The sequence below is a fragment of the Streptomyces sp. NPDC058646 genome (assembly GCF_042716875.1).
GTDB lineage: Bacteria > Actinomycetota > Actinomycetes > Streptomycetales > Streptomycetaceae > Streptomyces.
Map to the genome: position 1 here is coordinate 1 of NZ_JBHXRK010000006.1, position 19,217 is coordinate 19,217.

9 protein-coding genes are annotated in these 19,217 nt (G+C 75.4%); all 9 read left to right on the top strand.

Annotated features, from left to right (window positions below; all coding sequences use genetic code 11):
- On the top strand, positions 1–637 hold a 637-nt coding region (locus ACFWUZ_RS09325; protein WP_384369697.1), incomplete at its 5' end, for a phosphopantetheine-binding protein.
- Positions 634–1,437: a thioesterase II family protein gene (locus ACFWUZ_RS09330; RefSeq protein WP_384369701.1), complete on the top strand. Its 804-nt coding sequence runs from the start codon at positions 634–636 to the stop codon at positions 1,435–1,437. The genes ACFWUZ_RS09325 and ACFWUZ_RS09330, both read left to right, overlap by 4 nt.
- Positions 1,438–1,537: 100 nt before the next feature.
- Positions 1,538–2,578 carry a TauD/TfdA family dioxygenase gene (locus ACFWUZ_RS09335; RefSeq protein WP_384369704.1) on the top strand — a complete coding sequence of 347 codons (1,041 nt, stop codon included), beginning with the start codon at positions 1,538–1,540 and terminating at the stop codon, positions 2,576–2,578.
- Between the two features lie 5 nt (positions 2,579–2,583).
- Positions 2,584–4,464: an amino acid adenylation domain-containing protein gene (locus ACFWUZ_RS09340; protein WP_384369707.1), complete on the top strand. Its 1,881-nt coding sequence runs from the start codon at positions 2,584–2,586 to the stop codon at positions 4,462–4,464.
- Positions 4,465–4,474: 10 nt separating this feature from the next.
- Entirely contained in the window at positions 4,475–9,778 is a 5,304-nt protein-coding gene (locus ACFWUZ_RS09345; protein ID WP_384369710.1) for a condensation domain-containing protein, read from the top strand.
- 210 nt (positions 9,779–9,988) lie between these two features.
- Positions 9,989–17,077, top strand: a complete 7,089-nt coding sequence (locus ACFWUZ_RS09350; protein ID WP_384369713.1) for an amino acid adenylation domain-containing protein — start codon at positions 9,989–9,991, stop codon at positions 17,075–17,077.
- Complete coding sequence (locus tag ACFWUZ_RS09355) at positions 17,074–17,280, top strand: MbtH family protein (protein ID WP_384369716.1); 207 nt, start codon at positions 17,074–17,076, stop codon at positions 17,278–17,280. Before ACFWUZ_RS09350 ends, ACFWUZ_RS09355 begins: the two co-directional genes overlap by 4 nt.
- A gap of 152 nt (positions 17,281–17,432) precedes the next feature.
- Positions 17,433–17,864 carry a cobalamin B12-binding domain-containing protein gene (locus tag ACFWUZ_RS09360; protein ID WP_384369719.1) on the top strand — a complete coding sequence of 144 codons (432 nt, stop codon included), beginning with the start codon at positions 17,433–17,435 and terminating at the stop codon, positions 17,862–17,864.
- On the top strand, positions 17,861–19,183 hold the full coding sequence (locus ACFWUZ_RS09365; protein ID WP_384369722.1) for a methylaspartate mutase: 1,323 nt from the start codon (positions 17,861–17,863) through the stop codon (positions 19,181–19,183). The genes ACFWUZ_RS09360 and ACFWUZ_RS09365 overlap by 4 nt, the downstream gene beginning before the upstream one ends.
- Positions 19,184–19,217 lie beyond the last annotated feature (34 nt).

Consider the following 19,217-nt stretch of genomic DNA (forward strand, 5'->3'; position numbering starts at 1 on the left):
CCGCACCGACACCCAGATCAAAATCCGCGGCTTCCGCATCGAACCCACCGAAATCGAAACCGTCCTCACCACCCACCCCCACCTCACCCAAGCCATCCTGACGACCCATCCCGACCACCACCGCACCCCGCAGCTGACGGCGTACGTGGTGTCGACGTCCCCCGAGCTGTCCCCCCAGGACGTCCGCCTATGGCTGCGCACGCTCCTGCCGGACCACATGGTCCCGGCCTTCGTGGTGATGCTGGACCGGCTGCCGCTGACCCCCAACGGGAAGATCGACAAGCGGGCCCTGCCCGCACCGCAGGCGGTGACCACGGTGGGCGGCCGGACCCCGCGGACCCCGCTCGAAGCGTCCGTGTGCGCCTTCTTCACCGAGGCGCTGAACACCCCCGCGCCGCTGTCCATCGACGACAGCTTCTTCGACCACGGCGGCCACTCCCTCCTCGCCGCCCGCCTCACCCACCGCATCACCACCACCCTCGGCGTCACCCTCACCCTCCGCGACGTCTTCCAGCACCCCACCCCCGCCACCCTCGCCCAGCACATCGAGTCCCAGCTGCGGTCCGACCGGCCCGCGCCCCGGCGGGCCAGGCCCGCCCTGCGCCGCCGCACCGACAAGGAACGGAGTTCCTCATGAGCAACGACCAGTACCCGGGGTCCGCCCCCGCCCCCGACGACGTCGTCTGGGACCTGCCGGGCGAAGGCCCGCAGCGCACCTCGCTGCTGGTCCTGCCGCACGCCGGCGGCAACGCCCACGCGTACTCCGACTGGCGCGCCCACCTCCCGGCCGACGTACGGCTCCTCATCGGCCAGTACCCGGGCCGCGGCGCCCGCTTCGCCGAGGACCTGCCCCGGGACATCGCCGACCTGGCCCGACCGGTGGTGGCGGCCCTGCCCGAAGGGAGCACCGACGACCTGGTGGTGCTGGGCCACAGCATGGGCTCGCTCGTCGCCTTCGAGGTGGTACGGGCCCTGGAGGCGGCCGGCCGCGCACCGCGGGCCCTGGTCGCCTCGGCCTGCCGGGCGCCGTTCCTCGCCAACCCGTGCGCCGTGCACCCGGAGCGGCTGAGCGACGACGAACTGGTCGCCGCCATCAAGGAGCGGGGCGGGACCGACGACGGCATCCTCGACGAGCCGGAGCTGCGGGAGATCATCCTCCCGTCCATCCGTGCCGACTTCGCCATCGACGACGTGTACCGCTGCCCGGAGTCCGAGGCCCGGGTGGCGTGCCCGGTGACGGTGATCGGCGGGGACGCCGACCCGGTCGCGCCGGCCGCCTCGCTGGACCGCTGGGCGCGGATCACCGACGCCCCGTTCGCCTCGTACGTCCTGCCGGGCGGGCACTTCTACTTCCAGGGTCAACTGCCCGTGTTCTTCTCGGTGGTGGATTCCGTGCTGGGTTCCGCGGTCGGCAGGCCCACGGCCGCCTCCGTCTGACCGGGCCCCGCCGGTGCTGCGGGCCCCGCGCCGCGGCCCAGCGCCCTGCCGCGCTCCCTTCCCTTCCCACCCCTTCCTTCCTTCCTTCCTGAGGACTGCCATGACCACCTTCGCTGAAGCCCCTGCCGGGACCGGGATCACCCCGCTCCGCGAGTCCGGCAAGCCCGTCGTCGTCCACACCCCGGCCGGAGCCGACCTGGAGACGGCCGTCGCCTGGCTCACCGCCCACCGCGCCGACATCCAGGCAGAGTTGCACCGCAGCGGCGCCGTCCTGCTGCGCGGGCTGCCGGTCGAGGACGCCGCCTCCTTCGCCGCGGCGCGTGACGCCCTGATCCAGCGGCGCGCCGGCTACAAGGAGAAGGCGACGCCCCGTACCGACTTCGGTGAGGGCGTGTTCTCCTCCACCGACCTCCCGGCCGTCCAGCCGATCCGGCTGCACAACGAGAACAGCTACACCCTGGACTTCCCCGGGGTGCTGCTCTTCGGCTGCGTGACCGCTCCCGCCGAGGGAGGCGCCACCACCGTCGGCGACATGCGCGAGGCGCTGCGCCTGCTGCCGCCGGAGCTGGTGGAACGGTTCGCGCGGGCCGGCTGGCTGCTCGTACGGAACTACTCGGAACTGGCCGGGCTGCCCTGGTACAAGACCTTCGCGACCGACGACAAGGCGGTGGCGCAGGCGTACTGCGAGGAGAACACCGTCGGCTACGAGTGGGTCGAGGAGGACGATTCGATGATCACCCGACAGCGCCGGTCCGCGATCGTCACGCACCCGGTGACCGGGGAGAAGACCTGGTTCAACCACTTCGCCTTCTGGAACAGCCGCACCCTGGACCCGGACGTCCGTGAGGTCCTTATCGACACCTACGGGGAGGACGGACTGCCCTTCAACACCTACCTGGGCGACGGCACCCGGCTCACGGACGCCGAGGTCGACGCGATCAACGACGTGTACGACCGGGTCACCGTACGGGAGACCTGGCAGCAGGGCGATCTGATGCTCGTCGACAACATCCTGTGCGCCCACGGCCGCGAGGCCTACAAGGGCGACCGCAAGATCCTCGTCGCCATGGGCGAGCCGGTGGCGCTGGCCGACTGCTCCCCCGCGACCCGGCCGTCCACCACCGTCTTCACCGGGGAGTGACCACCATGACCGCAGTCCTCCCCGAGCGCCCCCGCACCACTTCCGCCCCGGGCGCCGCCACCGACCTGCTGGCGCGACTGGCCCTCGTCCCCGCCTCCCGCACCGCCGTCGTCGCGGCCGACCGCGAGCTGAGCTTCGGCGCGCTGCGCGCCGAGGCGATGCGGATCGCGGAGGGGCTCGCCGCGCGGGGCATCGGTCCCGAGAGCGTGGTCGCGCTGTGCCTGCCGCGCGGTGCGGACCTCGTCGCCGCGCTGATCGGGACCCTCACCGCCGGCGCCGCCTACCTGCCCGTGGACCCGAAGCTGCCCGCCGAGCGGCGCCGGTACCTCGTCGAGGACGCGGCCGCCGACCTGGTCGTGACCACCGCCGCGACGGCTGCACCCCTGGCTCCCGGCGTGGAGCACCTGGCGGTGGCCGAACTGACCGCGCCGGAGCCCGGGTCCCGCTCCGGCCCGGACGCCGGCGAGCGCGCGTACGCCCCGGTTCCCGTGGCGGGCGACGAGCTGGCGTACGTCATCTACACCTCCGGCTCCACCGGCCGCCCCAAGGGCGTGGAGATCGGCCGCGCGGCGGCTTCGGCGCTGCTCGCCGAGCTGGAGGGCGCGGGCATCGCGGTCACCGAGGGCGGGCGGGTCGGCTGGAACGCCTCTCCGTCCTTCGACGCGTCGGTGCAGCAGTGGGTACGGATCTGCCGCGGCGACACCCTGGTGATGATCGGGGAGGAGACCCGCGCGGACCCGGCACTCCTGGCCCGGCTGGTCGACGAGCAGGCCCTGACGGACCTGGACATCACCCCCTCGCACGCGGAGCCGCTCCTGGAGCTGCTCACGGCGGACGGCGGCCCGCGCCCGCTGACCCTGCTGATCGGTGGCGAGGCGATCGGCCCCGCCCTGTGGCGGCGGCTCGGGGAACTCGGTGCGCAGGGCGTCCTGCGCACGGTCAACCTGTACGGGCCGACCGAGTGCACCGTGGACTCCACGGCGGGCTGGGTCTCCCCGGACGAGGCCCCGCACATCGGCGGGGTACTGCCGGGGCTGCGGATGCGGGTCCTGGACGAGAAGCTGAACCCGGTCGAGGCCGGCGGGAGCGGCGAGCTGTATCTGGCGGGCCCGCGCGTGGGCCGCGGCTACCGGCGGCGGCCGGGCCTGACGGCGGAGCGGTTCGTCGCCGACACCGGGCAGGCTCCGGGCGGGTCCGGCACCTGGGCCGGCGCACGGATGTACCGTACGGGCGACCTGGTGCGGCTCCTGCCGAGCGGCCGGCTGGAGTACCTGGGCCGGGCCGACGGGCAGGTCAAGCTGCGCGGGTTCCGCATCGAACTGCCGGAGATCGAAGCCGCGCTGACGGCGCTGCCGGGGGTCGCCGAGGCCGCCGTGGTCCTGCGCGACGAGGTGCACGGGGCGCCGGGGCTGGTGGCCTACCACCGGCCGGCGGAGCCCTCCTCCGCGGAGGCGGTGCCCGCGGCCGTGCTGCGGGACGCGCTCGCCGCCGTCCTGCCCGCCTACATGGTCCCGGCGGCCTTCGTCGCCCTGGACCGCTTCCCGACCACCACGAACGGCAAGCTGGACCATGCGGCCCTGCCGGCCCCGGCCCCGGCCGCCGACGCCGACGCAGGCTCCGGCTCCGGCTCCGCCGGCATGACCCCGTCGCAGCGGCTGATCGCAGGGGTCTGGGCCGCCGTCCTGGGGGCCGAGGGGGTCGGTCCCGAGGACAACTTCTTCAAGCTGGGCGGACATTCACTGCTCGCGATCAAGCTCGTGTCCCGGGTCCGCACCGAACTGGGCGTCGCCCTCCCGGTGAAGGCCGTCTACGCCCACCCGCGCCTGCGCGACCTCGCCGCCCACCTCGACACGCTCGTCGCCGCCGCGGCGAGCCAGGACCGCTAAGGACATGACCGTGACCCCGTTGTCGTTCGCCCAGCGCCGGCTGTGGTTCCTGAGCCGTCTGCAGGGGCCGTCCGCCGCCTACAACGCCCCCGTCGTCCTGCACCTCGACGCGGAGCCCGACGCCGGGGCCCTCGGCGCGGCGCTGGGGGACGTGGTGGGGCGCCACGAGGTGCTGCGCACCGTGCTGAAGGCCGGCGCCGACGGGGAGCCGTACCAGCACGTACTGGACGCGTCGGCCGCCCCGCGCCTCGGTACGGCCCGGTGCGCACCGGGTGAACTCGACGCGGCCGTCGCCGCGTTCGTCCGGCGGGCGATCGACGTCACCACCGAACCGCCGCTGCGCGCCCGGCTGCTGCTGCCCGGCGACGGGACCGCGGTCCTGGTCCTGCTGATCCACCACGCGGCCACCGACGGGTGGTCCACCGGCCCCCTGCTGCGCGATCTGGGGCGGGCGTACGAGGCCCGGCTGGCGGGCGGCGCCCCGCAGTGGGATCCGCTGCCCGTGCAGTACACCGACTACAGCCTGTGGCAGCACGAGCTGCTCGGGGATCCCGCCGATCCGGACAGCCTGGCCCGGGAGCAGCTGGAACACTGGCGGACCACCCTCGCCGGGGCTCCGGCGGTGATCGCCCTGCCCGCCGACCGGCCGCGCCCCGCGGAGCCCTCGGGGCGCGGGGCGACGGTGACCGCCCCGCTGGACGCGGCGGTGCACGGCGGCCTGCTCGCGCTGGCCCGCGCCCACCGGGCGAGCCTGACCATGGTGGCCCGTGCGGCGCTGGCGGTGGCGCTGAAGGCCGTGGGGGCCGGGGAGGACGTGGTGATCGGCGCACCGGTCGCCGGGCGGCCCGACGAGGACCTGTACGACCTCGTCGGCTTCTTCGTCAACTCCCTTGCCCTGCGCACCGATCTGTCGGGGGACCCGGCCGTCGGGGAGCTGCTGCGGCGGGTCCGGGAGGCGGACCTGACGGCCTACGAACACGCGGAGCTCCCCTTCGACCTGCTCGTGGAGCACCTCAGCCCCGAACGGGCACTCGGCCACCATCCGTTCTTCCAGGTGATGCTGACCGTGGACGCGGGGGACGGGGCGGCGGGAACCGTGTCGCCGGGCGGGCGCCTCGGCGGACGGCTCGCCGAAGTGGACCTGGACGCGGCGAAGTTCGACCTGACGTGGTACTGCGCGCAGCGGCACGCGGCGGACGGGCGGCCGGACGGCATGGAGATCGCGCTGCAGTACGCGGTGGACCTCTTCGACGAGGCGACGGCCCGGCTGCTGCTGGACGTCTACGTGCGGGCCCTCACGGCCTTCGCCCGGGACCCCGGCCGGCGGATCGGGGAGCTGGCCCTGCTGACGCCCGAGGACGAGCAGGGCGTGGCCGCGCGGCGGGAGCGGCTCGCCGCCGGGCCCGCGCACGACGCCGCCCCGGCCGGGCCGGTGCGGCGGGACGTGCTGTCGCCGCGGGAGGAGATCCTGTGCGGGCTGTTCGCGGAGGTGCTGGGCCGCGAGGACGTCGCCTCGGACGCCAACTTCTTCCGCAGCGGCGGCCATTCGCTGCTGGCGAGCAGGCTCGTCAACCGGATCCGCGGCGCCCTCGGCCTGGAACTCGGCATCAAGGACCTGTTCCTGGCACCGACCCCGGCCGCCCTGCACCGGCGCCTCACGGAAACCGGCGGCGCGGCCCCGGCCCGGCCCGCACTGGTGGCCGCAGCGCCCGGCGCACGCCCGGAGCGGATCCCGCTGTCCGCCGCGCAGCGGGCCCTGTGGCTGGTGGGCCGGATCGAGGGCCCCTCGGCCGCCTACAACGCGCCGCTGGTGCTGCGCCTGGAGGAGGTCCCCGACCGGGCGGCGCTGGCGGCCGCACTGGCCGACCTGCTGGACCGGCACGAGGTGCTGCGGACGGTGTACGGGGCGGAGGGCGGGGAGCCGTACCAGCGGGTGGTGCCGGTGCCCGCGGACCTGCTGGAGGTGACCGCGTGCGCTCCGGCCGCGCTGGAGGAACTGATCGCGGGCCTCGGGCGGGAGACCTTCGACCTGGCGGCGGCGCCGCCGTTCCGGGCCCGGCTGCTGCTGCCGGGCGACGGCACCTCGGTCCTGGTCCTGCTCGTCCACCACATCGCCACGGACGGCTGGTCGCTGGCTCCGCTGCTGCGGGATCTCGGCGAGGCGTACGCGGCCCGGTGCGCGGGCCGGGCCCCGCGGTGGCGGCCGCTTCCCGTGCAGTACGCCGACTACGCGCTGTGGCAGCGTGAGCTGCTGGCCGACCCCGCCCCGCTGCTGGACCACTGGCGGGCGGCGCTGGAGGGGATGCCCGCCCGGACCGTGCTGCCCGCCGACCGGCCGCGGCCCGCCGAGCCCTCGGGCCGGGCCGCCACGCAGGGCGCGGAGCTCGGGGCGGGGACGCACCGGGCCCTGGTGGCGCTGGCCCGCGAGCGCCGGGCCAGCTTCTTCATGGTGGCCCGTTCGGCGCTGGCGGCGGCTCTGTCGGCAACCGGTTCGGGAACGGACCTGGCGATCGGCACCCCCGTCGCGGGCCGCCCCGACCAGGACCTGCACGAGCTGGTCGGCTGCTTCGTCAACTCGCTGGTCCTGCGCACCGACCTGACCGGGGACCCGGCGGTGGGTGAGCTGGTGGACCGGGTGCGGGACGCGGACCTGGCCGCCTTCGACCACCAGGACCTGCCGTTCGGGCTGCTGGTGGAACGGCTCGCGGAGCCCGGGCGGGCGCTGGGCGAGCACCCCTTCTTCCAGGTGATGCTGACGGTGCAGGAGGCCGGGCAGGACCGGTTCCGCCTCGGTGGCATCGCCGGCCGCGCAGGCAGCACGGACCTGGGCGCCGCCAGGTTCGACCTCGGCTTCCACTGCGTGGAGCGCCGGACCGCGGACGGCTCCCCGGCCGGACTGGACCTGCACCTGCAGTACGCGCGGGACCTGTTCGACGCGGACACCGCGCGGCTGCTGCTGGAGGTGTACGTGCGGGCCCTGGAGGCGTTCGCGGCCTCGGCGGACGCCCGGCTCGGCGAGCTGGCTCTGGTCCGGGCCGAGGAGGCGGACCTCCTGGCGCTCAAGCGGTCCGCGCTCGCCTCGGCGGCCGGACCGGACCGGGCGGCCGCAGGGGACCGGGCGGCGAACTCCGGGGCCGGGCCGGTGCCCCTGTCCCCGCGGGAGGAGATCCTGTGCGGGCTCTTCGCCGAGCTGCTGGGCCGCGAGGACGTCGCCTCGGACGCCAACTTCTTCCGCAACGGCGGCCATTCGCTGCTCGCCAGCAAGCTCGTCAACCGGATCCGGGCCGTCCTGGGCATCGAGGCGGGCATCCGGGACCTGTTCCTGGCGCCGACCCCGGCCGCCCTGCACCGGCGCCTGGCCGCACGCGACGGCGCGGCCGCGGCCGCCGCCCGGCCCGCGCTGGTGACCGTACCGCCGCGGGCCAGACCGGAGCGGATCCCGCTGTCCGCGGCGCAGCGCCGGCTGTGGTTCGTGGACCAGCTGGAGGGCCCGTCGCCGGCCTACAACATCGCGCTGGTGCGGCGGCTGGAGCGGCCGCTGGATCCGGCCGCGCTCACCGCGGCGCTGGCGGACGTCGCCGAGCGGCACGAGGTGCTGCGCACGGTGTACGGGACGGAGGGCGGGGAGCCGTACCAGCGGGTCCTGTCCGGGGCCCGGCCGCAGCTGGAGCTGGCCCGGCCGGCGGACGTGTCGGCCGCCGTGGACGAGGCGGCCGGGCACGTCTTCGACCTGACGCGGGACCTGCCCTTCCGCGCCTGGCTGTTCCTGCCGGAGGACAAGGGCCCGCAGACGCTGGTGGTCCTCCTCCACCACATCGCGTCGGACGGCTGGTCCACGGGCCCGCTGCTCGCCGACCTGGCGACGGCGTACGAGGCGCGGCTCGCCGGCCGGGGACCGGGCTGGTCGCCGCTGCCCGTGCAGTACGCCGACCACACCCTGTGGCAGCGGGAGCTGCTCGCCGGCGCGGAGTCCGAACTGGCCTACTGGCAGGAGGCGCTGGCCGGTCTGGCCCCGCTGACGGACCTGCCGACGGACCGGCACCGGCCCGCGGAGCCCTCGGGGCGGGGCGCGGTCACCGGCTTCTCGGTGGACGCGGCGACCCGCCGGCGGCTGACCCGCATCGCGCACGCGCACGGGGCCACGCTGTTCATGGTCGTCCAGGCCGCCCTCGCCGCCTCCCTGACGCGGCTGGGCGCGGGCACCGACATCGCACTCGGCACCACGGTCGCGGGCCGCTCGGACGACGCGCTGTCCCCGCTGGTCGGCTTCTTCGTCAACACCCTCGTGCTGCGGACGGACACGTCCGGGGACCCGGCCTTCGGGGAGTTGCTGGACCGGGTGCGGGAGGCGGACCTGGCCGCGTACGCGCACCAGGACCTGCCCTTCGACCGGCTCGTGGAACACCTCAACCCGCACCGTTCCTCGGCCCACCACCCCCTGGTCCAGGTGATGCTCCAGGTCGGTGCGGAGCCGACCCCCGCGGACCCGGACGGGCCGCTGGCCGGTACGGAGCTGCCGTACGGGTCGCACAGCGCCAAGTCGGACCTGACCTTCGCGCTGACCGAGGTCCCGGGCGGCGGACTGGACGGGGTGCTGGAGTACGCCACGGACCTGTACGGGCCGGCGGGTGCCGGGCGGCTGGCGGCCCTGCTGGTGGCGGCCCTGGAACTGTTCGCGGCCGACCCCTCGCGCCGCCTCTCGGAGCTGCCCGCGCCGGCCGGCACCCGGGCCGGGCGGCCGCTGGCCGGCGGTTACCCGATCGACCTGGATCACGTCTCCGCGGTGCTGTCCTCCCATCCGGCGGTGGTCCGGGCGCGGGCCCGGGTGTCGGAGGGCCGCCTGACCGCGCACGCGGAGGGCGCGGTCACGGAGGCGGAGCTCCAGGCCTGGGCCGCCGAACGCCTGCCCGAGTACGAGGTGCCCTCGGCGGTGCACTTCCCGCAGGCGGCTCCGGAGGGCCCGGAGGGCCGGGAAGGCAGGGAGGGGCACGAAGGCAGGGAGGACGGGGAAGGCCGCGAGGACGGGCTGGCGGCCACCGTGCTGCGGCTGTTCGCGGAGGTCCTGGAGAGCGGCGGGATCGGCCCCGACGACAACTTCTTCAGGACCGGGGGCCATTCGCTGCTGGCGGTGCGCCTGGTCAACCGGGTCCGGGCGGAGCTGGGCCGCGAGCTGACCCTCCGCGAGGTCTTCCGCCACCCGACCCCGGCGAAGCTGGCGGCCCTGCTCTCGGCCGCCCCGGCCCCCGCCGCCCCGGCCGCGCCCCCGGCCCTGCGCCGCCGCACCCGCGCGGGGGCCCGCGTACGGTCCACGTAGGGAGCGCCCGGCGCGGGGAGTCCGGGGCGGGGTGCTGCACCGGACCGGCCCGGAACTGCCGCCGAGGCGGCGGCCGGCGGCGGCAGTCGGAGGGGGCAGGACGGGGGTGCTGAGCTGCCGGGGGGACTGCCCGCCGGGGGCGGAGGGCGAACTTAGCGTGGAGGCCACGGAGTCCGCTCCGCACCCCGACCCTCGCCTGGAGGCCCCGCGATGCCCTCGACCGCCCCCACCGCCGCCGCCGTCCTGGACGGCGGCCCGGCGATCAGTCCGGCGCCGCGCGTGCTCGACCGGTTCGACGCCCAGGTCGCCGCCGGCGCCGAGCGGATCGCGCTGGTGCACGGGGAGCACCGGATGACGTACGGGCAGCTCGCCCTCGCGGTGGCCCTGCGCGCCGACGAGCTGGCGCGGGAGGGGGCCGGACCCGGGCGGCTGGTCGCGGTCAGCAGGCCGCGCGGCACCGATGCCGTCGTGGGCCTGCTCGCCGCCCTGCGGACCGGGGCGGCCTACCTGCCGCTGGACCCCGCGGCGCCGCCCGCCCGGAACGCCTCGATCCTCGCCGACTGCGCGGGCACCGCCGTCGCACCGGCCGAAGGCGAGTCCGTACTCCCCGGCGACGGCGTCCCCGAGGACGCCGCCTACGTCATCTACACCTCCGGCTCCACCGGCACCCCGAACGGGGTGGTCGTCGGCCAGGAGGCGCTGGCGCAGTTCGCCGCCGGTGCGGGCGCACGGTACGGGATCACGCACACGGACCGGGTCCTGCAGTTCGCGCCCCTGCACTTCGACGCCAGTGTCGAGGAGATCTTCCTGACCCTCGGCGCGGGGGCGCGGCTCGTGCTGCGCGACGAGGAGATGCTGGACGTGCCGGGTCTGCTCGCCGGGTGCGAGGAGCACGGCGTCACCGTGCTCGACCTGCCGACCGCCTACTGGCACGAGCTGGCGCACGCCCTCGCCGCGGGGATCGCCGCGCTGCCGCCGTCGATCCGTACGGTCGTCATCGGCGGGGAGGCCGCACTGCCCGAGCGCGTCGCGCAGTGGTGCCGGGCGGTGGACGGGGAACGGGTGCGCCTGTTCAACACGTACGGGCCGACGGAGGCCACCGTCGTGGCCACGGTGGCCGACCTCTCCCGGTACGAGGGCGGGCCGGTGCCCATCGGTGAACCGCTGCCGGGTGTCCGGGCCGCCGTCGTCGACGGGGAACTGTGGCTGCTGGGCGGGGCGTTGGCGCACGGTTACCTGGGCCGGCCCGAGCTGACCGGGCGCCGCTTCGCCGCGCTGGGCGGGGAGCGCGCGTACCGCACCGGCGACCTGGTCCGCGTACGGCCCGACGGGCAGCTCGGCTTCCGCGGCCGGGCCGACGACGAGGTGAAGATCAACGGGCACCGGGTGGACCCCGCGTCCGTGGAGTCGGTGCTGACCTCGCACCCCGGGGTGCGCGAGGCGGCCGTCGTACCGCAGGAGACCCCGGACGGGGTGAAGCGGCTGGCGGCCTTCGTGGTCGCCGGCGAGGAGGTGTCCGCGGAGGGGCTGCGGGTGCTGCTGCGGGCCGAGCTGCCCGCGGCCGCCGTACCGGGCACGCTGACGCTGCGCACGGACCCGCTGCCCCGGACCTCGTCGGGGAAGATCGACCGGAAGTCCCTGCGGGCCGGGGACGGCCCGGGCGCGCAGGACCCGTACGCCGTCTTCGCCGGGCCGGTGCTGCCCGCCGAGGACCGGGTGCCGCTGTCCTTCGCCCAGCGGCGGCTGTGGTTCCTGGCCGGGCTGGAGGGGCCGTCGGCCACCTACAACCTGCCCGTGGTGGTGCGTCTGGACGGCGTCCCGGACCCGGCCGTCCTGGAGGCCGCGCTCGCCGACGTGGTGGAGCGGCACGAGGTGCTGCGGACGGTGTACCCGGCCGTGGACTCCGAGCCGTACCAGCACGTGCTCGAAGCGCCGCCCGTGCCGCTGGAGGTACGGGAGTGCGCGCCGGAGGAGGTGGCGGGGCTGGTGGCCGCCTTCAACGGGGCCGCCTTCGACCTGGGCACCCACCTCCCCCTCCGGGCCCGGCTGTTCCTGCCCGGCGACGGCTCGGCCACGCTCGCCCTGCTGACCCACCACATCGCCACCGACGGCTGGTCCGTCACCCCGCTGCTGCGCGACCTCGGGGAGGCGTACGCGGCCCGGCTGGGGGGCGGCGCGCCCGGGTGGGAGCCGCTGCCGGTGCAGTACGCCGACTACACGCTGTGGCAGCAGGAGCTCCTCGCGGACCCGGCGGCGCTGCTCGGCCACTGGCGGAGCGCCCTCGACGGGATGCCGACCGTGCTCGACCTGCCGGCGGACCGGCCGCGGCCCGCGGAGCCGACCGGGCAGGGCGCGACCCTCGTCGCCCGTCTCGGCGCGGACGCCCACCGCAGGCTCGGCGCCCTCGGCGAGGAGCGCGGCGCGAGCCTGCTGATGGTGCTCCGGCCCGCGCTGGCGCTGGCCCTGGCCGCCGTCGGCGCGGGTTCCGACGTGGCGGTCGGCACGCCCGTCGCCGGGCGCGGGGACGAGGCCCTGGACGCCCTGGTCGGTTTCTTCGTGAACACCCTGGTCCTGCGCACCGACGTGTCCGGGGACGTACCGTACGCGGAGCTGGTGGACCGGGCCCGGGACGCGGACCTGGCCGCCTACGCCCACCAGGAACTCCCCTTCGACCTGCTGGTGGAGCACCTGGGCCCGGAACGCGCCCTGGCCGTCAACCCGTTCTTCCAGGTGATGCTGACGGCGCAGGAGCAGGGCGACCCCGCGTTCTCGCTGGGCGGCGGTGCGCTGACCGGCCGGTTCGCCGAACCGGGCCTGGAGGCAGCCAAGTTCGACCTCAGCGTCTCCTGCGTGGAGCTCCCCGGCGGCGGCCTGGAGGTGTGGTGGCAGTACGCGGTGGACCTGTTCGACGCGGGGACGGCGCAGCTGCTGCTGGACCTGTTCGTCCGGGCACTGGCCCGGGCGGCGGCGGACCCGTACGCGTCCGCCGGTGAACTGCCCCTGCTGACCCCGCAGGAGGGGCGGGAGGTCGCCCGGCTGCGGGCCGGACTGTCGGCCGCCCGGGAGGCGCAGGACGCGGCGGCGCGCGCCGCGGCCCGGGCGGGGGGTGCCGGCTGCTCCCCCGCCGCCCAGGAGGTCCTGTGCGGGCTGTTCGCCGAGGTCATCGGGCTGGACCGGGTGGAGCCGCACGAGAACTTCTTCTCGGTCGGCGGCCACTCGATGATGGGTGTGCGGCTGGTCAACCGGATCCGGGCGGTGCTCGGCGTCGAGGCTCGGATCCGGGACCTGTTCCTGGCTCCGACCCCCGCCGAACTGGCCCTGCGGCTGGTCCGGGACAGCGCCCCGGACGGCCGGCCCGCGCTGGTCCGCGTGGCGCCGCAGGCCCGGCCGGAGCGGATCCCGCTGTCGTACGCGCAGCGCAGGCTGTGGTTCGTGGACCAGCTGGAGGGGCCGAGCCGTTCCTACACCATCCCCTTCGCCCTGCGGCTGGAGCGGCCGCTGGACCCCGCCGTGCTGGCCGAGGCCCTCGCGGACGTGGCCGAGCGGCACGAGGTGCTGCGGACGGTGTACCCGACGGTGGACGGGCAGCCGTACCAGCAGGTCGTGGAAGGGGCCCGGCCGGTGCTGGAGCGGATCGGCGCGGCGCCGGGCGGGCTGGAGGCGGCGGTCGACGCGGCCGCCGGGCACGTCTTCGACCTGGCGGGCGAACTGCCGCTGCGGGCCTCGCTGATCGACACCGCCGGGGACGGCGGGCAGGTCCTGGTCCTGCTCGTGCACCACATCGCCGCCGACGGCTGGTCCGCCGGACCGCTGGTCCGCGACCTGGCGGCCGCCTACGAGGCCCGCCTGGCGGGATCGGCGCCCGGCTGGCAGCCGCTGCTGGTGCAGTACACCGACTACACGCTGTGGGAGCGCGAGGTCCTGGAGGGGGAGGCGGCCGCCGCGCACATCGCATACTGGAAGGACGCCCTGGCGGACGCGCCGCCCGCGCTGGAGCTGACCGGTGCCCGTACCCGGCCCGCCGAGGCCTCGCACCGGGGCGCCGCGGTGCCGCTGGAGCTGGATGCCGGCACGCACGCCCGGCTGGAGGCACTGGCACTGGAGCACGGGGCCACGCTGTTCATGGTGGTCCAGGCCGCGTTCGCGGCGATCCTCACCCGGCACGGCGCGGGCACGGACCTCCCGCTCGGCACGGTGACCGCGGGCCGGGACGACGAGGCCCTCGACGACCTGGTCGGGTTCTTCGTCAACACCCTCGTGCTGCGCTGCGACACCTCCGGCGACCCGTGCTTCACGGAGCTGCTCGCCCGCGTCCGGGCGACCGACCTCGCGGCCTACGCCCATCAGGACCTGCCCTTCGACCTGGTCGTCGAGCAGCTGAACCCGGTGCGTTCCACCGCCCACCACCCGCTGGTCCAGGCGATGGTCCAGGTCCAGCCGGCCGAACCGCAGGTGCCGGCGGGAACGGCCCTGGCCGGGACGCCGCTCGGGGCGGCCTCCGGGTACACCAAGTTCGACCTGACCGTGTCCCTGACGGAGACGCGGGCCGCGGACGGGACGCCGGGCGGGCTGGCCGGCGTACTCGAATACGCGACGGACCTGTACGACGGGCCGACGGCGGCGGTGCTCGCCGGGCATCTGGCGCGCGTCCTGCGGGCGGTGGCCGCGGATCCGCGGCAGCGGATCGGCGACCTGCCGCTCCTGTCGCCCGAGGAGGAGTTCCGGCTCGTCACGCAGTACAACGACACGGCGGTGCCGCGGACCTCCTGCGGACCGGTGCACGAGCGGTTCGCGGCGCAGGCCCGCCGGACGCCGCTGCGCACCGCGCTGTCGTACGGGGAGGAGACCCTCGGCTACGCCGCGCTGGACGCCCGCGCCAACGTCCTGGCGCACCGGCTGATCGAGGCGGGGGTGGGCCGGGGCGGTGCGGTGGGGGTGCTGCTGGACCGCAGCCCGCACCTGCCCGTGGCCGCGCTGGCGGTGCTCAAGTGCGGGGCGGCGTACGTACCGCTGGACCCGCGGCTGCCGGACGCCCGGGTGGCCATGATCATGGAGGACGTGGGTGCGCGGGTCCTCCTGACGCAGGAGGCGCACGCCGGCTCCGCGGCCGTGCGGCGCCAGCTCGACGCGGGAGCCCGCGTGCTGTCCGTCGACACGCCGGTGACGGGCTTCCCGGAGAGCGATCCGGGGGTGGCCGTCGGCGAGGACGAGCTGATGTACGTCATGTTCACCTCGGGTTCGACCGGCCGCCCCAAGGGCGTCGGCGTCACCCACCGCAACGTGGTGGAGCTGATCACCGACCGCTGCTGGGACCTGGCCAACCACCGCCGGATGCTGGTCCATTCGGCGATCGGCTTCGACGCCTCGACGTACGAGCTGTGGGTGCCGCTGCTGAACGGCGGGCAGCTGGTCATCGCCCCGGGCGACGGCACGGACGTCGCCGGGCTCGACCACACCATCCGCACCTACGACGTCACCGCCGCCTACTTCACCATGGGTCTCTTCCACATCATGGCGGACGAGGGCCTGGACACCCTCAAGCTCCTCGACGAGGTGTGGACCGGCGGTGACGTGGCCTCGCCGAGCGCCCTCCAGCGGGTCCTGGACCACTGCCCCGACACGGTCCTCGTCCACTCGTACGGCCCCACCGAGACGACCTTCGCCTCCCACCAGCAGCGCTTCCCGCTCGACCTGCGGGTCGTCCACGGCGTCCACCTCGGCGCTGCCCTCGACAACATGCGCGTCCACGTCCTGGACGAGCGTCTGCGCCCGGTCCCGGTGGGGGTCGCCGGCGAGATGTACCTCGCCGGTACGCAGGTGGCCCGCGGCTACGTCGGGCGGCCAGGGCTGACGGCGGAGCGGTTCGTCGCCGACCCGTTCGGGGCGGACGGCGGCCGGATGTACCGCACCGGCGACCTGGTCCACTGGACGCCGGCCGGGGAACTGCGGTTCATCGGGCGGGCCGACGGACAGGTCAAGCTGCGCGGCTTCCGCATCGAGCCGGGCGAGATCGAGGAGACCCTCGCCCGCCACCCGGGCGTGGGCCAGGCCGCCGTCGTCGTCCGCGAGGACGGCCCGGGCGGCAAGCGGCTCGTGGCGTACGCCGTCCCGCGCGCCGGCCACGCGCCCGAGGAGGCCGCGCTGCTGCGGTGGCTGGCGGACGAGCTGCCCGAGCACATGGTCCCCTCGGCCCTCGTCCTCCTCGACGGCATCCCGCTGACCGTCAACGGCAAACCGGACCGGGCCGCCCTGCCCGCGCCCGCACCGGCGGCCGGTGCCCCGGGGCGCCGGGCGCGCACCCCGCGCGAGGAGGTCCTGTGCGGGCTGTTCGCCGAGGTGCTCGGGGTGGAGGGGGTCGGCATCGACGACAACTTCTTCGCCCTGGGCGGGCATTCACTGCTCGGGGTGCGCCTGGTGAGCCGGATGCGGACGGTCCTGGGGCTGGAGCGCGGCGTACGGGACCTGTTCCGCACCCCGACGGTGGCGGGGCTCCTCGGCGACGAGCCCAGCGGCTTCGACCCGATGGGGGTGCTCCTCCCCCTCCAGACACGGGGTGCGCGGCAGCCGCTCTTCTGCATCCACCCCGGCACCGGGGTGGGCTGGCCGTACGCCGGGCTGGCCCGTCATCTCGGGCCGGACCAGCCGCTGTACGCGATCCAGGCGCGGGCCCTGAGCGAGCTCGGCCATTCCCCGGAGACGGTCGAGGAGATGGTGGAGGACTACCTGCCGCTGATCCGCGAGGTCCAGCCGCACGGCCCGTACCGCTTCCTCGGCTGGTCCTTCGGCGGCACGGTCGCCCACGCCCTGGCCGTCCGGCTGGCGGAACTGGGGGAACGCACCGACCTGCTGGCCATGATGGACGTCCACCTTCTGCCGACCGAGCCGCAGCGGCGCCGGATGACCCCCGCGCAGAAGCGGGACATGCTGGTCGGGGACGCCTCCGACGAGCCCGAGGACGCGCCCTTCGACGTGGACGCGCTCATCGGACTGGTCCGGCTGAAGGACCCGGTCCTCGGAGCCTTCTCGGACGAGGAGATCCGGTCCGTCATCGGCGCCTCCGTCGACCACGCCGAGATCATGAACCTGTACACCCCGCGCCCCGTCGCCACCGACCTGCTTTTCCTGGCGGCGATCGAGGACGGGGAGACGGAGAACACGCTCGCGCAGCACTGGATTCCCTATGTCGAGGGCAGCGTCGAGAACCACGTCATCGGGGTCCCGCACACAAGAATGGGTGAGCCGGAACCCCTCGCCCTGATCGGCCGTATCCTTTCCGAGAAATTGAGGAGTCTGTCATGACCAATCCTTTCGACGACACCGAGGGCACCTTCCACGTCGTGGTGAACGAGGAGGGACAGCACGCCCTGTGGCCCACGTTCGCTGACGTTCCCGCAGGCTGGGACGTGGTGTGGGGGGCAGGGAGCCGAGCCGGCGCGCTCGCCTACGTGGAGGAGAACTGGACGGACATCCGCCCCAAGAGCCTGATCGCCCAGTACTCCTGAATGCTGCTCCCGGCCTGTGAAGTCGTGTCCCGCACCCGCGGGGCACGACTTCTTTTTTCCCTCCCACAGGCCCCCGGCCGAGGCTGCATGATTCCGCCATACTGCCGCCTCGACTTCCCCTCGGGGGTCCCGCTGCTTTCTATATTCTGGGTATGCGACGACGGAATGTGAACATCCTGCTCACCGGCACGGAATCGGATTCCCACACCTGGAATCTCGTCTACCTCCAGCTCCTGCTGGAGGAACTCGGACACCGGGTCCACAACCTGGGGCCCTGTGTGACGGACGACCTGCTGACCGCCGCCTGCACGGCCGGCGAGCCCGGCCTCGTGGTCATCAGCAGCGTGAACGGGCACGGCTACCGGGACGGCCTGAACGCGGTCCGCGCCCTGCGCCGGGACGGTTTCACCGGTCCCGTCGTCATCGGCGGCCAGCTGGGCGTCGCGGGCACCGCCGACCCGGAGCAGCGCGGCCGCCTCCTCGCCGCGGGCTGCGACGCGGTGTTCGACGACGGCGACGTCAACGCCTTCCTGGAGCACCTGGGTTCGCTCGCCGGGCGGCACGGTACCCGGGCCGTGGCATGACCGCCGCGACGCTCCGCGCCGCACCGGCCGCCGTCGCCGCGGGGGACGGAGCGGCCGCTGCCGCCCCCTCGTTCGGCGGCTTCGTCGCCCGCGCGGCGGCGGCCGGCCGGCTCGTCGTCCAGCCCCGCATGGGCTTCAGCGACCCGCGCCGGATGCGGGAGGGCCTGGAGCGCACCAGGTCCGCGGTCGCCACCACCGTCGGCACCCTCACCATCGACAGCTACACCCGGGTCGGCGCCCTCGCCGCCGCCCGCGCCGCCGTCGACGAGGGCGCCCCGCTCAACGGCTACCCGATCGCCACCCACCCGGCCTCCCGCACCCGGCGCCTGCTCGCCGGGGTCCTGGACGCCGGTTTCCCGGTCCAGGTCCGGCACGGCTCCTCCCGCCCCGAGGCCATCGTCCGGGCGCTCACCGCGGCCGGGCTCGACGCCACCGAGGGCGGACCCGTCTCGTACTGCCTCCCCTACGGCCGCACCCCGCTCGCCGAGTCGGTCGACAACTGGGCCCGCTGCTGCGAACTGCTGGCCGAGCTGGCGCCGCCGCCCCGCACACCCCACCTGGAGAGCTTCGGCGGCTGCATGCTCGGCCAGCTCTGCCCGCCCGGGCTGCTGGTCGCGCTCAGCCTGCTGGAGGGGATGTTCTTCGCCCGGCACGGCATCCGCAGCGTCTCCCTCAGCTACGCCCAGCAGACCGACGCGGCCCAGGACACGGAGGCGGTGCGGGCCCTGCGCCGGCTCGCCGGGGAGTTCCTGCCGGCCTCCGTGGACCGGCACGTCGTCCTCTACACGTACATGGGGGTCTTCCCGTCCACCGCGCGCGGGGCGACCCGGCTGCTGGAGGCCTCCGCACGGCTGGCGGTGCGGGCCGGGGCGCAGCGGCTGATCGTGAAGACCTCCGCCGAGGCGCACCGGATCCCGACCGTACGGGAGAACGTACGGGCCCTGGAGACGGCGGCGGCCACGGCTGCGCTGACCGAGCGGCTGCCCGAACCCCGCGAGCCGGCCGACAGCGAGGTGTACCGGGAGGCGCGGGCCTTCGTGGAGGCCGTGCTGGACCTCGGGGACGACCTCGGCCGGGCCCTGCGCACCGCCTTCGCCCGGGGCGTCCTGGACGTCCCGTACTGCCTGCACCCGGACAACGCCGGCCGCTCACGGAGCTTCGTGGACGGGTCCGGACGGCTGCGCTGGTCGGAGGTCGGCGCGATGCCGGTGACCGCGCACCTCGCCCGGGGCGCGCGCGCGCCGATGACCGCCGACGGGCTGCTCGCGGCCGTGCACGGGGTGGCCCGGCGCTACGACGCCCCGGGACCCGACGACTGAACGGGCGCGCACGCGCCCGGAGCCCGCACCGCAC

Bases quoted from the DNA above. Each gene is read 5' to 3' on its own strand.
- ACFWUZ_RS09350 (WP_384369713.1), top strand. From the start codon at position 9,989: ATGCCCTCGACCGCCCCCACCGCCGCCGCCGTCCTGGACGGCGGCCCG.
- ACFWUZ_RS09355 (WP_384369716.1), top strand. From the start codon at position 17,074: ATGACCAATCCTTTCGACGACACCGAGGGCACCTTCCACGTCGTGGTG.
- ACFWUZ_RS09365 (WP_384369722.1), top strand. From the start codon at position 17,861: ATGACCGCCGCGACGCTCCGCGCCGCACCGGCCGCCGTCGCCGCGGGG.
- ACFWUZ_RS09340 (WP_384369707.1), top strand. From the start codon at position 2,584: ATGACCGCAGTCCTCCCCGAGCGCCCCCGCACCACTTCCGCCCCGGGC.
- ACFWUZ_RS09330 (WP_384369701.1), top strand. From the start codon at position 634: ATGAGCAACGACCAGTACCCGGGGTCCGCCCCCGCCCCCGACGACGTC.
- ACFWUZ_RS09335 (WP_384369704.1), top strand. From the start codon at position 1,538: ATGACCACCTTCGCTGAAGCCCCTGCCGGGACCGGGATCACCCCGCTC.
- ACFWUZ_RS09360 (WP_384369719.1), top strand. From the start codon at position 17,433: ATGCGACGACGGAATGTGAACATCCTGCTCACCGGCACGGAATCGGAT.